The sequence below is a fragment of the Pseudomonadota bacterium genome (assembly GCA_036141575.1).
GTDB lineage: Bacteria > Pseudomonadota > Alphaproteobacteria > UBA2136 > JAPKEQ01 > JAPKEQ01.
The window spans coordinates 219,134-234,670 of record JAYZXF010000003.1 but is presented as its reverse complement, the minus strand read 5'-3'; the positions used below and the strand labels follow the sequence as shown (position 1 = coordinate 234,670).

13 protein-coding genes are annotated in these 15,537 nt (G+C 44.5%); 9 read left to right on the top strand and 4 right to left on the bottom strand.

Going from position 1 to position 15,537, the window contains the following annotated elements; translation table 11 throughout:
• Positions 1-649: protein-disulfide reductase DsbD domain-containing protein (locus tag VX730_02760; protein MEC9291300.1), on the bottom strand; the 649-nt coding region annotated here is incomplete at its 3' end.
• 107 nt (positions 650-756) lie between these two features.
• Here VX730_02760 and VX730_02755 point away from each other — a divergent pair.
• The 9 genes from VX730_02755 (at position 757) to VX730_02715 (ending at position 13,038) form a co-directional block, all read left to right on the top strand.
• Complete coding sequence (locus VX730_02755; protein MEC9291299.1) at positions 757-3,240, top strand: EAL domain-containing protein; 2,484 nt, start codon at positions 757-759, stop codon at positions 3,238-3,240.
• A 150-nt stretch (positions 3,241-3,390) separates the two neighbouring features.
• Positions 3,391-3,606 (top strand): hypothetical protein, encoded by a 216-nt coding sequence (locus tag VX730_02750; GenBank protein MEC9291298.1) that lies wholly within the window; start codon positions 3,391-3,393, stop codon positions 3,604-3,606.
• A gap of 154 nt (positions 3,607-3,760) precedes the next feature.
• The gene (gene dnaG / locus VX730_02745; GenBank protein ID MEC9291297.1) at positions 3,761-5,509 is read left to right on the top strand and encodes a DNA primase; all 1,749 of its coding nucleotides are present in this window, start codon (positions 3,761-3,763) and stop codon (positions 5,507-5,509) included.
• A 59-nt stretch (positions 5,510-5,568) separates the two neighbouring features.
• Positions 5,569-7,554, top strand: coding sequence for an RNA polymerase sigma factor RpoD (gene rpoD / locus VX730_02740; GenBank protein MEC9291296.1), 1,986 nt, complete (start codon positions 5,569-5,571; stop codon positions 7,552-7,554).
• Positions 7,555-7,705: 151 nt separating this feature from the next.
• Positions 7,706-8,989: an AI-2E family transporter gene (locus tag VX730_02735; GenBank protein ID MEC9291295.1), complete on the top strand. Its 1,284-nt coding sequence runs from the start codon at positions 7,706-7,708 to the stop codon at positions 8,987-8,989.
• A 134-nt stretch (positions 8,990-9,123) separates the two neighbouring features.
• Positions 9,124-9,873 (top strand): electron transfer flavoprotein subunit beta/FixA family protein, encoded by a 750-nt coding sequence (locus VX730_02730; protein ID MEC9291294.1) that lies wholly within the window; start codon positions 9,124-9,126, stop codon positions 9,871-9,873.
• Entirely contained in the window at positions 9,873-10,805 is a 933-nt protein-coding gene (locus VX730_02725; GenBank protein MEC9291293.1) for an FAD-binding protein, read from the top strand. The genes VX730_02730 and VX730_02725 overlap by 1 nt, the downstream gene beginning before the upstream one ends.
• A 13-nt stretch (positions 10,806-10,818) precedes the next feature.
• Positions 10,819-12,444, top strand: a complete 1,626-nt coding sequence (locus VX730_02720; GenBank protein ID MEC9291292.1) for an electron transfer flavoprotein-ubiquinone oxidoreductase — start codon at positions 10,819-10,821, stop codon at positions 12,442-12,444.
• A 339-nt stretch (positions 12,445-12,783) separates the two neighbouring features.
• Positions 12,784-13,038, top strand: coding sequence for a hypothetical protein (locus VX730_02715; protein MEC9291291.1), 255 nt, complete (start codon positions 12,784-12,786; stop codon positions 13,036-13,038).
• A 34-nt stretch (positions 13,039-13,072) separates the two neighbouring features.
• On the opposite strand, the gene VX730_02710 is transcribed toward VX730_02715, so the two are convergent.
• From VX730_02710 to VX730_02700, 3 genes are all read right to left on the bottom strand, one after another.
• Positions 13,073-13,567: a CMP deaminase gene (locus VX730_02710; GenBank protein MEC9291290.1), complete on the bottom strand. Its 495-nt coding sequence runs from the start codon at positions 13,565-13,567 to the stop codon at positions 13,073-13,075.
• 85 nt (positions 13,568-13,652) lie between these two features.
• The gene (locus VX730_02705) at positions 13,653-14,294 is read right to left on the bottom strand and encodes a hypothetical protein (protein MEC9291289.1); all 642 of its coding nucleotides are present in this window, start codon (positions 14,292-14,294) and stop codon (positions 13,653-13,655) included.
• Positions 14,295-14,305: 11 nt separating this feature from the next.
• Entirely contained in the window at positions 14,306-15,475 is a 1,170-nt protein-coding gene (locus VX730_02700) for an acyl-CoA dehydrogenase (protein ID MEC9291288.1), read from the bottom strand.
• Positions 15,476-15,537 lie beyond the last annotated feature (62 nt).

Genomic DNA, 15,537 nt, shown 5'->3' with positions numbered 1-15,537 from the left:
GTGGAATAAAGCGCAGTGTTTTCGTGAATGCAGGGTCGCTAATTGGGAAGAGGATGTTGCTGTCTGTTTGGATGAGGCTTTCAGAAATGAGGCCAGAATCAGGAGCAGGGTATTCTTCAGTTGAAGGGAAGCGGCTTGCATCAGCAGATGGTGTTGATATTTCAGCGCTGTACTCAATAGGAAGCGTAAGCATTGCTTCACCTGGCAGGCAGATGTCTTTACACATCAGCCAGCTGACTTCAGCCGTTATAGAGTATTTACCTGTTTTCATATCTTCATTGATACGTGCAGGGGCAAGGAGCGTTACGCTATGCTCGTAACCATAGTTTGTAAGAGGTTCAATTGGAATAATTTCTGGTGTTGGAAATTCAAAGTTACCGACAGTCATACCTTCCGGAAGTGTCCAGTTTGCTTCTGGAGCAAGGCCTGAGTCACCCGGGTTAATGTAATACACGTGCCACTGTGGATCCATATCAAGGCGGATACCAATTCTAAGTGCGTCACCTTTTGTAAATGTGTCATGACTGCTTACAATTGTAGCAACAACATTTTCCACGCGTTGCGAATTTGGCGTGCTTTGTGCTACAGCAGTTTGTAGTTGTGAAAAGGCAAGGGCTAGAAAGAATAGTGTTTTGTAAAAATGCTTCATGTATAGGGCCATTTTGTCGAGGATTTGCAACTTATTATTTATTTTACGTAGCATAAGCAAAAAAGTTACTTATACTGGAAATAACAATAACACAAAGACACCCGTACATGAACGAGAAGATGCAAAAAAATAGCAAAGTTGTTCGAGATATTGATCTCGAGTTTCAGCAGGTTGCGTTTATTGTTGTGATTGGCATCATTGGGGTATTTTTAACGGTTGTTGTCACACTGGTTTTATTTGAAGTTGTGATGATTTCTCCACCAACAGGTGTCGAGATGGTGGCTAGTGTTCATAGCGGTATTTCTGTTGGGAACCCTGGTATTTTTGAGGGCCTTCAGGAAAAGCTTCCTCTTTATAGAGATTTAACGGCAATTCTTTGGCCGCTGTGGTTTATTCCGCTTTCAGGTTTGGCAACAACGCTTGCAACAATTCTTATGATGCGCCGTCATGTCTTTACAGCCAATTATAAGAAACAGCTTTCTTTTTATAGGCAAGGGTATTTAAGAGAACAAACTCTTAAGCAAGAGTTTAAGCATAAGTATGAAGATGGCCAGGTGAAGTTTTATGACATCCAAGATGAGTTGGATGTTGCGCTTATTGTACTCACGCTTTCTGATACAATTGAGTTTGTAAACAAATCTGCAAAAGCTTACCTAGAAGGGTGGGCGACACGCGCTAACAGAACCATTCAAACGGTTGGTTTCCGTATCCATGATGTCTTTCCTGCTTATATGACATCTGGCCTTCACCTGATGATTCAAGAAGCTGTGAATAAGCAAGAGTATATGGAGAAAGAAATTTTTGTTGAAGCGATTGATACATGGTTGATGGTAAAAATTATTCCTGCTGAAGAAGAGGTTTATTTCTACTTTAAAGATATTTCTGAAGGGAAAGAAACAGATAACTTCTTTAAATCAACAAGCGGGCACGTGCTTGAAACGATGACGATTAACAGCCCAACACCTGTTGCAGTACTCAATAGACAGTGGGATTACATTGCTGTGAGTGAAAGCTGGAAAGAAGTCTTTAAACTTTCTGGCACTTTGCGAGGGCGAAACCATACACAAATGGTGCCTTGGATTCCGAAAGATATTAAAAGTGCTGAAGCTGAACTTCTTGCAGGGCATGAAATTAAGGTTGAAGCTGATGAACATATGATTGGCGGTCAGAAGGAAATTTTGAATTGGAACATGGTGCCTTGGCATGATACCGAACACCGAATTGCCGGTTATGTGGCATATGCTGTGCCTGTAACTGAATCTATGAGATTGAAGTCTCGTGAATCACAAGACCGTGAGCGTGAGAAGCAGCTGGCTTACCACGATATTCTAACAGGGCTTCCAAACAGACAGCTCTTTTACGATCGTCTCAACATGGCACTCGCACAAGCTTACCGTCAGGTGACTCAGGTTGCTGTGCTCTTCCTTGATCTTGATGGGTTTAAGGCCGTGAACGATAACCTTGGTCACGATGTCGGGGATATTCTTCTGAAAAAAGTGGCAGAGCGACTGACAGCGATTGTCCGTGATACAGATACTGTCGCGCGTCTTGGTGGTGATGAATTTACGGTGATTTTGACAGGAATTAGTGATCAAAGCCATGTGGCAGCAATTGGTGAGAAGATTATTAAATCCATTAGTGAGCCATATAAAATTGGCCCGAATGATGTACATGTAAGTACAAGTATCGGTGCCAGTATTTACCCTGATGACGGTAGCAGTACAACAGATATTATTAAGAAATCTGACCAAGCGATGTACCACGCGAAGACAACAGGTAAGAATCGCTTTGTTTACTTCCAGCATATGGAAAGTGAGAAGAAGGATACAGAGCCTGAAATTGTACCAGTAGATGATTTGGCTAGTGACCTAAAAACAGCCATTCAAAAGAATGAGCTGACAGCGCACTATCAAGCGATTCACCAAATTGAAACAGGTAAAATTCTTGGTTTTGAAACAATGATGCGCTGGAATCATCCACGTAAAGGTATGCTAAAACCTGCTCAGTTTATGCAGTACGCAGAAGAGACAAACCTGATTCTTCCTTTAGGGGAGTGGGCACTCAAAGATGCACTGGAAACGCAAAAGCAGCTTTCTGAGCGTTGCGGTTACCCTGTTACGGTTTGGATGAACGTTTCAGAGCAACAACTTTTAGACCCAACGGTTCTGCGTCGTTTTGAGCGTGTAATTGATGAGTCAGGCGTACCGAGTAAATACATTGCCTTTGATATTTCTGAAGATATCTTTATTAATCAGTCAGAGCTTGCGATTGAGCCGCTTAAGTCTCTCTTGAAGCAAGGTCACTCTGTAGCGATTGATAACTTTGGCGTAGGGGAGAAGCCTCTAGGTAACTTAAAACAGCTCCCTGTAAACACGCTAAAGATTCACCCAACGTTCATTCAGCGTATTGAACGCAGTGAAAAAGACCGTAAGATTGTACAAACAATCATGAAGATTACCCGTGATCTACGTTTTGGTGTGATTGCTGTCGGTGTTGAAAATGACCAGCAAAAGGCCTTTTTACACCAGGTTGGCTGCCTAGTTATGCAAGGAAACCTGCTCTCAGAGCCAATGAATAAAGAAGATATCTAAAAAAATATAAAAATAATGACCTTTCGGGGTTGAAATAATATAAGTGGTACCAATACCAGTTTTGTCAGCGAGGAAATATAGGAAGGCTTGACATTTTGGACTGAAATAAGTAATATGGTATACACTAATTAAGTGTTAGGGAGACATATAATGACAACAAAAACATTAGACGAAAAAAGAGCAGCCCTTATGGGATCTGTAACTTGCCCTGAAGCGATTCAAACTTCTGGAGTAAAAGACGGCCATGTTGCCGTGGAGTTTCTCCCAGCGGAGCGTATGACGCGTACCTTTAAGAGCCATGAGAAATCTATGCTTAAAAACCTCGGTTGTGTGGAATCAAATCCACAGACTCAGGGCCTCCAATAAAGTTCTTTAAATTTAAAGATAAGGGGGTGCATGTGCATCCCTTTATTTTTTTGAAAAAGTTTAGAAAAAGTGCTTGTCAAAGTGTGTACAGTCTGTTTAATTGTATAATATTACTTATAAACAAGCCGAGTAATGCTAAAGATTAGGTTTATAAGTGCCCAAAATTTCCAAAACCAGCATTGAGGATGTAAAAGCGAGAACATCGCTTGTTGACGTATTTCGTCAGTTTACACCATCACTCAAACGTAAAGGTAAAGGCTGGTGGGCATGCTGTCCGTTTCATAATGAGAAAACACCTTCTCTCCATATTGTAGAAGATAAAGGCTACTACCACTGTTTTGGTTGTGGAGCTCATGGTGGTGCGATTGATCTTGTTCAGCATATGCGTGGCGGTACATTTGTAGAAGCTGTTGAGTACCTTGCAGAAACGTCTGGCGTAACGCTTCAGTATGAGAAGAGTACAACACCGCCAGCGGTGCGAGATAAATATGAGAAGGGCTATGCAGCTCTCGATAAGGCTAAGAAACTTTTTGTAAGCCAGCTGAATGGTAAGTCACTTGAATATTGTGACGGTCGTGGCCTTACAGCTGAGACTGTTCAAGAATTTGGTGTGGGTTTTGCCAAAGATGGTTGGGACGCAACCATGAATGAGCTTATCTCAGATACAGTGGATATTCCATCGCTTTTAGATACAGGGCTCATTGGGCAGTCTGATAGCGGGAAGCATTATGATCGTTTCCGCGGGAGATTGATGTTCCCAATTGAAAACGAACGTGGTCAGGTGGTTGGTTTTGGTGGTCGTATTCTTGAAAAGAATGATAACGCAGCCAAGTATCTCAATTCACCAGAAACAGATTTCTTCCATAAGAGTAAAATGCTCTACAACCTTAACCGTGCTCGTGAGCATGTGCGTCAGCAAGGTTATATGCTGGTAGTTGAAGGATATATGGATGCCATTGCATTATGGCAAGCAGGTATTAAAACAGCTGTTGCCCCAATGGGGACAGCGCTGACAGAAGATCAAGTACACCTGCTATGGCGCTATACAGATACGCCGTTTATTTGCCTAGATGGTGATGAAGCAGGTCAGCGCGCAGCATATAGAAGTGCGATGATGGTTCTACCACACCTAAAACCAGGTAAATCACTTAAGTTTATTACAATGCCTGAGGGCCATGACCCTGATAGTTTTGTGGCAGAGCAGGGGGCGCATGCCTTTAAGAAATTGGTACAGGCTTCTAGCACACTGGATGATATTATTTGGCGCTCCATGACAGCTTCAGCAGACTTTAGCGCACCTGATACACGCGCACGTATTGAGCAGGAAATTGCGACAACGTGCGGTTCTATCGTAGATGAAACAGTGAAGAAGCATTACACAAGTGCTCTTAAGAGTAAGCTTTGGGACGCGGTTCGTGGTAAGGCGCTGCATGGTGGAAAGCTCAAAGCACCAGATGCGATTAAAAATGCTCATGCACATATCCGTGATGTGGACGCTGCGATGTGTTCACTGATGTTCCATGAGCCAATATTTTTTGAAAAATTTTCTGATGAAATTGCCGATCTTAAATTTAAAAATCAGGCGTTTAATCAGTTGGTTGGGTACGGGCTTCAATTTTTAGGCAAGGGCACCCTTGACAAGCCTTCATTTGATTCTTACCTCACTTCTATCGGAGCATACGATCAACTTCATGGTCTGTTGAAGTCCGATATCATTTCTCAGATGGATTCTGGCGCGCGTATTGCATATTGGCGCCGTCTCTCAGATGAGAAGAAGGCAAAGCAGGAGAAAGCTATGCCGCAGAGCTCAATAGCTCACATTGTCTCGGAGGAGACAGATATGTCAGCTTGGGAGGAAATGAAGCAAAAGCTTCTGGCTCAAAAGCAGAAAAATGCTGAATAAATAGGCAACTTAAAAAGTTTATTGATAACGATAAAAACCTAAACGCAGGAGGAAACCGAATGGACAAAGAGATGACATCGGTAGAAGAGACAACAAAAGCAGCGGCAGGCGCCCCAGAAAATACTGGCGGTACTGAAGCGAAGCGTGGTTCGAACCGTTTTGAAATGGAAGCGGACAATGATGACGTTGTTGTTGAAGATGATGATGAGTACGAAGACGTATCTGGTGTTGTAGACACAGGCAGCCCTTCAAAGCGCGCATCTATGGATGATGAGAGCGATATCTCAACATTTGACGCACACCCAGGATTCTTTGGTGCGACAACTGCCATTGCTAAATCAAGCAGCCGTAACGTATCAAGCGGCAGCAGCAGCAGTGAAGACTACGGCCGTACAGATGACCCTGTGCGTATGTACCTACGTGAGATGGGTAACGTAGACCTTCTGACACGCGAAGGTGAGATTGAGCTTGCGAAGCGTATTGAAGCTGGAAAAATGGAAATGGAAGATGGTCTATTTACATGCCCAGCAGCATACGGCTACCTCCTAGACCTAATGAATGAAGTACAGATGGGCGACCGTTTCCTGCGTGATGTCGTTGATCTGAACGCAGCAATGGGGTCGAGCGAAGATGATGATGCAGATCTAGACTCTGTTGAAAACGGCGATGAAGAAGCTGGTGAAGTGAAAGATCTAAAAGACGCGTCTAAAGGTAAAGAAGACGATGTTGAAGCAAAAGATTCTGATGAAGACGGCGAAGAGTCGGAAGAAGATGAGGAAGATGCAGAGATCATGTCTCTCAGTGCAATGGAAGAAACTCTCATGCCACGCATGACAGAGATTTTCACAGAAGTTGCTAAGCACTACTCAGAAATTCAGACACTGAATGCTAAGCGTCTTGAACTGCCTGAATCAGACAAGCAGTTTAAGGTCCTTACAGGTCAGCTGATCACACACATCACTGAGATGAAAGAACTAATGAAGGAAGTTCCACTGACAATTGGTAAAGTGGAAGACCTAACGGCGATGCTTTACGATACATCTCGTAAAATCACGCGCACAGAAGGTACGCTTGTGAAGTTTGCTTCTGCTAGAGGCGTAGACCGTACAACATTCCTACGTTCTTACATCGGTAACGAAGAGAACAACCCGTTTGCAGCTCTTGAAAAAGAGTACAAAGAGTTCTTTGCTGAGCACGGTGAACACGCTGAAGCTGAACGCCAAGAAGTTCTTAAAGCAGCACATGGCCTTGGCCTGAAAGTAGACGAATTTAAGCAACTTGTTGCTCGTGTACGTAAAGGTGAGCGTGAAGCACGTGTTGCGAAGAAAGAAATGATTGAAGCAAACCTTCGTCTTGTAATTTCTATCGCGAAGAAATACGTGAACCGTGGTCTACAGTTCCTTGATTTGATTCAGGAAGGGAACATTGGTCTTATGAAAGCGGTCGATAAGTTTGAATACCGCCGAGGATACAAGTTCTCGACATACGCAACATGGTGGATTCGTCAGGCGATTACACGTTCTATCGCTGACCAAGCCCGCACAATTCGTATTCCTGTGCACATGATTGAGACAATTAACAAGCTCAGCCGTACACAACGTGAAATGATGACTGAACTTGGCCGTGAGCCAACGCCAGAAGAGCTATCTGTGAAAATGCAGATGCCGGTGGAGAAGGTACGTAAAGTACAGAAGATCGCGAAAGAGCCGATTTCTCTTGAAACGCCAGTAGGTGATGAGGATGACTCAACACTTGGGGACTTCATTGAAGATACAAATGCGGTTCTGCCAATCGATGCAGCAGTACAAAAGAACCTACGTGACTCAACTACGCAGATTCTTGCAACACTGACGCCTCGTGAGGAGCGTGTGCTACGTATGCGTTTCGGTATTGGTATGTCAACAGATCACACACTTGAGGAAGTTGGTCAGCAGTTTAACGTAACACGTGAGCGTATTCGTCAGATTGAGGCGAAAGCGCTTAAGAAACTGCGCCACCCATCACGCGCAAGATCAATGAAATCTTACTCTGAAACTGAAGAGTAGTAGAGATCTCAGAAAAAGCTCCCAGAATTGGGAGCTTTTTTGTATTTAACCCTTGTAAATCATCTTCTTTCTCCCCATATAAAATACACTACGTAAACTTCCCTAAATTAGGGCTTCTCTTTTCTCTCTTATCCTTGAGGAGGATATATCAATGAAACCTTCACCATATCAGTGGGCAGGACTTATTGCCCTCGGTGTTTTGGCAGTGACTGCCTACAAGATGCCAACCATTCTGGTTGATATCATTTTCCTGTCATTCTTGGCGTATCTTGTGACGCCAATCGTGCGCGGGCTTTGCAGTGGCATTCCCATTGGGGGCTTTACTGTCCCTGTGGCAAATGTCAAAGTGCCTCGGCTATTTCAGCTGCGCATGTCCAAGAAACTCTCCATTCCGCTGTTGACCATCTTGATGCCTTTGCTCTTGATGGTCGGGCTGGGTGCGTATCTGGTCACTGTTGTTGGCAAGCTGGAAAGCTTGTTTGCAGGGCTGGGTGGGTTTTCTGAAGACACCCTTCGGCCTCTCATCAATGGCTGGATGCTCAGTGTTCAGGAGTATGTCAAAGGCACTCCTCTGGAGCGCATTGACATCAATGGTGTCACCAACTGGCTGGTAAATGTTCCGGCTTGGATTGGTGATATGCTGGTCGGCAACTTGAAAAACGTGCTTGGCATTGCACCAACCGTTGTGCACTGGGGCGTTTTCCTGATCATGCTGTGGATTGCCACGACTGAATGGGAAAAAGATGTTTCTCCCTTCATTGTGGAGTTTGTGCATCTGGTGACACCTGACAGCTGGGAAGGACCTGTGGATCGCACCTTTGCGAGCATTGATAATTCCTTGAAAAACCTGCTTGTGGGTTGGGCTAAAATTGGCCTGACTTTGGCAGCCATCATTATGGTGGTACTGTTGATTGCAGGCTTCAGTGTAACGATGGCAATCTTCCTTGGCTTGGTTGCAGGCTTTTTGTCGGTCGTGCCATTTATCGGGTCTTGGATTGCTCTGTCTGTGAGCCTTGTTGTGACCTTTGCAACGTTCTTGAACGAATCCTTGTACCCGTACATCGTTGTACTGGTTGGGGTTGGTGCTGTGAACTTTGTTCTGGAATCTAAAATCCTGACTCCGAAATATGTGGGCGATAGCCTGCGTGTTTGGAAAATTGGTGTGATCCTGGCTGTTATTGCTGGCGGTAAACTGTTTGGTGGTATTGGCTTTGTTGCCGCTCTGCCCATGCTGGCTGTCATCAAGGCGTTTGCAGTTGAAGGGATCTTGCAGATTTACTTCTATAAGCGCAAGCATGGCCACAAGCGTGGCAGCGACTTCTTCAAGCCGCTGATTGACCGTCACCATGACGCCCATCGTGTGCTGAAGCGCAAAATGTGGCAAAACCAACAGCAAGCGGCAGAAGAGAAGCAAACCTCTCCTGCTAAAGCATAATACTCGAAAATTGGAACAGCCCCTTAACGGGGGCTGTTTCTTTTTGCCTGGTGTTTGTAAAAACGACAGGACTTTTCCTCAAAATATGGTATGATACGCGCGTAAATTTAAATAAGAAAAGGGGAATCGTTCTCGTGAAAGCCCTCGTTGCGATTAAGCACACTATTAACGCTTACGTAAAACCGACCGTCAAGAATGACGGCTCTGGTGTTGACCTGTCTACGGTTAAAATGTCTATGAACCCATTTGATGAAATTGCTGTGGAAGAGGCGGTACGCCTTAAAGAAGCTGGTAAGATTGATGAAATTATTGTGGTTTCTATTGGTAAGGCAAACGTAACAGAAAGCCTGCGTAAAGCCCTTGGTATGGGTGCTGACCGCGGTATTCATGTGCTCACAGACGATGATATGCATCCCCTCGCTGTTGCGCGCGTACTCCGCGTACTTGTTGAGAAAGAAGGCACAGATGTTGTGCTTATGGGTAAGCAAGCGATTGATGGCGATAACAACCAAGCCTCTCAAATGCTTTCAGGTATGATGGGCTGGTCACAGGCTATGTTTGCTTCAAAAGTGGATATTACAGACGGTAAAGCCGAAGTCACACGTGAAGTAGATGGTGGTCTTGAAACGCTTTCAGTAAACCTTCCAACTGTAATTTCAACTGACCTTCGTTTGAATGAGCCACGTAACGTGACCCTTCCAAACCTAATGAAGGCGAAGCAAAAGCCAATTGAAGAGATGCCTCTTGCTGATCTTAACATTGATACAAAATCAAAAATCTCTGTACTGACTGTAGAAGAGCCAAAACCACGTGAAGGTGGTGTGAAGGTCACAAGCGTTGCAGAGCTGGTTCAAAAACTTAAAGATGAAGCGAGGGTGATCTAATGGCTGTACTTGTTATTGCGGAACACACTGGCGGTTCTCTTAAAACATCAACACATGCAACAATTGAAGCTGCCAGCATGCTCGGTGCAGTTTCTGTACTTGTTATGGGCGGTGAAGCTGTAGGTGCAGCTGAGGAAGCCTCAAAGCTAGAACATGTTGCTGAAGTGATGCTGATGGAAGCACCGCATCTTGAAAACCTTCTTGCAGAAGAGCTTGCTCCTCAAGTGGTTGAGCTTGCAGACAAGTTTGAGCATGTGTTGTTCCCTGCGACAACATTTGGTAAAAACCTTATGGGCCGTGTTGCGGGTATGATGGAAATTTCAGCGGTTTCTGATGTGATGGAAATTATTGATGATAAAACCTTTAAGCGTCCTACATATGCAGGTAACGCAATTGCGACTGTACAAACTGCAGAAACAAAAGTACTGGCGACGATTCGCCCAACAGCGTTTGAATCTGTTGGTGAAAGCGGGAAAGAAGCAACTGTCACAGTTATTGGCGCGCAGGCGCCTGTCGGCCTAAGTAGCTTTATGAAGGCAGAGCTTTCTGATAGCTCAAGACCTCAACTGGGTAGTGCAAAAGTGGTTGTCTCTGGTGGTCGTGGTCTTAAAGAAGCAGATAACTTTGGTATGCTAGAAGAGCTTGCAAGCAAGCTTGGTGGGGGTGCTGTTGGAGCAACACGCGCAGCGGTAGACCTTGGCTGGGTGCCAAATGACTATCAAGTTGGCCAAACAGGTAAGGTGGTTGCACCTGATATCTACTTTGCCGTGGGTATTTCAGGTGCGATTCAGCACCTTGCAGGTATGAAGGATTCAAAAGTAATTGTTGCGATCAACAAAGATGAGAATGCACCAATCTTTGATATTGCGACATATGGTTTGGTGGCAGATCTATTTGATGCCATTCCTGAGCTGATTAAGGAGCTATCGTAATCCCATGAGAGAGATGGCCTTCCGCAGCGATAGAGAGTTTATGCCATATGATGTGGTGATTGTTGGAGCAGGGCCTTCAGGATTGTCTGCTGCCATAAAAATCAAACAATTAAACTCAGAACTTAATGTATGTGTTTTAGAGAAGGGGAGCGAGGTCGGTTCGCACCTTCTGTCTGGCGCTGTATTTGAACCGCGTGCTCTAAATGAGCTGATTCCTGATTGGAAAGAGAAGGAAGCGCCGCTTAAAGTTCCTGTGACAAGTGATGCGTTTTACTTTATGACGAAGAAGCTTTCTGTGAGGCTTCCAACGCCTCCACAAATGAAGAACCATAATAACTATATTATCTCTCTTGGCATTTTTGCGCGCTGGTTGGCTCTGCAAGCTGAGCAGCTTGGCGTAGAGATCTTCCCAGGGTTTGCTGCTGCTGAAGTGCTTTACAATGAAGATGGCTCTGTTGCAGGTATTGCGACAGGGGACATGGGTATTGGTAAAGACGGCGAGAAGACAGAGAACTACGCTGCTGGTATGGAAATCCATGCACGGCAAACAATCTTTGCTGAAGGGTGCCGTGGTTCTTGTTCTAAAGAGATTATCTCTAAATTTGAGCTAGATAAAGACAGTGAGCCGCAAACTTACGGCCTTGGTGTGAAAGAGATTTGGGAAGTGAAGCCTGAAAATCATAATGAAGGCCATGCAATTCATACAATTGGTTGGCCGCTAGATACAAAAACTTATGGTGGTAGTTGGCTTTATCATATGGGTGATAACAAGGTTTCTGTTGGTTTTGTTGTGGGGCTTGATTATGAAAACCCAACGCTTTCTCCATTTGAGGAAATGCAACGTTTTAAGCATCACCCTAAAATTGCTAAAGTTTTAGAAGGTGGGCGCCGTATTAGCTATGGTGCAAGAACGCTTGTTGAAGGCGGCTTCCAAAGTTTACCTAAGCTTACATTTCCGGGCGGTGTGCTTGTTGGGGATAGTGCAGGTTTCCTAAATGTCGCTAAGATTAAGGGTAACCATACAGCGATGAAGAGCGGTATGCTTGCAGCCGAAGCTGTGGTTGAGCTACTTGCATCTGAAGAAGCTGGAAACGAGGCAACGTCTTACACAGATAAATATAAAGATTCATGGGTATATCGTGAACTTCACGGTGTACGTAACATTCGCCCAGGCTTTAAAAAAGGTCTTTTTGCTGGTCTTATTAACGCTGCAAAAGAAACGTATCTTTCAGGTAGTAAAAAAACGCTCTCTCATCATGCTGACCATGGTGCGACAAAGCCATTGAGTGCTGTTGAACCTATTGAGTATCCAAAGCCAGATAATAAGCTTAGCTTTGATCGTCTGTCTTCAGTGTTCCTTGCGGGAACATTTCATGAAGAAAATCAGCCTGCTCACTTGAAACTCAAAGATGAGAAGGTTGCGATTGATGTGAACTATAAAGAGTTTGGCTCACCTGAGACAAAGTATTGCCCTGCAGGCGTTTATGAAATTCTAGAAGAGGGCGAGGGTGGCCCTAAGCTGCAAATTAATGCGCAGAACTGCATCCATTGTAAAGCTTGCGATATTAAAGATCCTAAGCAGAACATCAACTGGACAACGCCGGAAGGTGCAGGTGGCCCTAACTACGGTGAAATGTAAAATTCTACTCTACAGATCTGCAAATGTATTTGCATGGCAGTGCTCGTGCTCATGTATCTTTAATACACATCGCTCTGCGCACTTTATGCCAACACATTTTCGATGGCTGTAGAGCGAACTTTATACTTAAATTTTTCCAAGATAGCTGAGCAAGTTTAATGGTTCTCTTGCCTGATTAAGCTATTCTTGCTATAAAACTGTATTCAATTCTATCTTACTGTTTCTTCAATCTTCAAAAGGAGAGCTTATGCCTAAGCATAAAGCCCGTTGGCATAGCCAACGCTAGGGCATAGGGGATAGCCCTTATGCCTGCTAGCGTTTATCTGAAAGGATAATGCTATGCCCCGTACTCGTGCTGAACGTCGCCATAATACGGCTAAATATAAAGCTAAGGCGCTTCGCCGTGAGAATGCTGTTCACCCTGAAGCTCGTCGTGAGTTGACGGATCGTGATATTGCAATTCTGGCCAATAATGCCACCATCTGCAGCTGCTGGATGTGTGGAAATCCGCGCCGTTATTATGGCAATGCGCCTCAGACTCTTCAGGAGATTCGTGCTAACGATTCTTTTAAAGATGTTCTCAGCGAGATGTAAAACGAAAAAATCCCCCGCAAATGCGGGGGATTTTTTAAATGTCGCGACTGGTGAGGAAGGTCACTTCAACGCCAGCCTCATCAAGAAGAGCAAAGACGCGTTTGAAACCTTCTTCCCATTTGGCGGCGTTGCCGTCAATGTAGAACTCGGTGAAGTCGTAATCAATGTACAAACGCTTGATACCTGAGCAAGCAATACCACGTGCACAATCAATACAAGGCATACACAAAGCAAACATGGTTGCGCCATTAAGGGCGAGCCCATATTTAGCCGAGTCATAAATTGCATTACGCTCAGCATGCTCAATCCAGTGATATTTCTCAGGACGGACAAGACGCTCAGCATCTTTAAGGATACCAAGGGGCATTGCATTTGCCTTAGAGACTTTTGTTTTCAGGTCTTTTGAAAGAATGATGGCAGTCATTTGTGTGTCAGGATCATCGCTCTTTTTTTGTAGGTCACGCAAAGCTTTCAGGTATGTATCTCTGATGCCTTTTTTAGCAACCACGGGAGTAGGTAGGGTAAACATAGGAGCAAAACTCCGTCTAAGGAAAAGGAATGAAGAGGAGTATGTGGAAATTGTATACCTGTAGAATGTTTGGGGTCAATAGTTTTTAGAAGTTTGCAGATTTTAAAGGTTTTAACTGGTTGAGGTACTGATAAGGTGTCCAGCCGCCCTTTGTGCAGTTCTCCATAGGGTTTTTAATAAACTTAGCGAGTGTTTTATTCTCAAAGCCGCCAGGGTATAGGCCTAGATGGTAAACACGTCCTTTGTGGTCACCAATTTTAGGGAAGTACTCAATGTAGTAGCGCTTATCTTTAAAGTCATGCAGCTGAGGAGAAAAGTATGTGTTGCCATCTGTGAGAGCGATGTAGCCATCTTCACCACAGTAGAACAGGTGATCAGCTTCACTTTTTGCGCGAGCGAGCTCTTGCTTTTGGTAACCGTAGAGCTCTTGCTTTTTAAGTGCTGTTTCCCAGTGCACATCGTAATGGAAAACAGTTAGGAAAGAGGCCATCGCAATAATTGTACAAGAGATAAACGCAAAGATATTGAAATAGAGAGAGGCCATAACTGCCCCCAGTACGGCAACAGGTCCAATAATAAGTACGGGTTTTGTAACCCATAGTTCATTCAGTTCAACACTGCTTGAAAAATAACCAAACCAAGTCCACGCACCCATAAAAATAAGAAATCCAAAGAGAGAGCCTGCAATGTGCAGAAACATTTTTGTGGTTGGGTGAACTGGTTTCATAAGCTTACATCCTACATAAAGGCTTGGATATCTGTGAGGGCACGTCCAATGATAAGAGCGTGAATGTCTGATGTGCCTTCATAGGTATTTACAGCTTCAAGGTTCATAAGGTGACGCATGACTTTGTATTCGTCACTTACACCATTACCGCCATGCATATCACGGGCAATGCGAGAAATTTCGAGTGCTTTACCGACATTGTTACGCTTTGCGTAGCTTGTCATGTTGTGATCATCTTTACCTTCATCTTTAAGACGGCCAAGCTGAAGCGCGAGTAGGCGACCAAGCGTAATTTCTGTACTCATATTTGCGAGTTTAAACTGGATAAGCTGTTTGCTTGCGAGAGGTTTGCCAAACTGTTGACGTTCAAGGCTGTAGTCACGTGCTGCATCAAAGCAGGCTTGCGCTGCACCCATTGAACCCCAGCTAATGCCGTAACGTGCGCTATTCAGGCAAGAGAATGGACCTTTCAGCCCTTTGATTTCAGGGAACTTGTTTTCTTCAGGAACAAATACATCTTCCATAACAATCATGCCTGTTTCACTTGCAAGGAGGCTTAGCTTGCCTTCCATGTGTGGTGCGCTGAGGCCTTTCATGCCTTTTTCAAGAACGAAACCGCGGATATCGCCCGCTTCATCTTTGGCCCAAACAACAAATACGTCAGCTACTGGGCTATTTGTAATCCAAGTTTTCTCACCATTTAGAATGTAGCCGCCATCAACCTTTTTCGCGTTTGAGCGCATTGATGCAGGATCAGAACCTGCGTCTGGTTCAGTGAGGCCAAAACATCCGATGAATTCACCGCTGGCAAGCTTTGGCAGATACTTTTGTTTCTGCTCTTCTGTACCAAATGTGTAAATTGGATGCATCACCAGTGAGCTTTGTACAGAGAGGAAAGAGCGGAAAGCGCTATCGCAGTACTCAACCTCAAAGTTTACAAGTCCGTAAGATACGTAGCCAAGACCCAGGCAACCATAGCCTTCAAGAGGAATACCGAAGAGACCCATTTCACCCATTTTAGGAGCCAGATCCATTGGGAATACACCTTTACGTGCAGCTTCAGTGACCACAGGCTCAAGCTCAGCCCTAACAAAATCACGTGTTGCATCACGTAGCAGACGTTCATCTTCCGTAAGAAGTGTATCAATCAGAAGGGGGTCTTGTGGGTTAAGAGCTGGCATATTGGGTCACCTATTTTTTTATTATTAGCCCATAATACCACGAAACCGCTTCAACAGAAGCG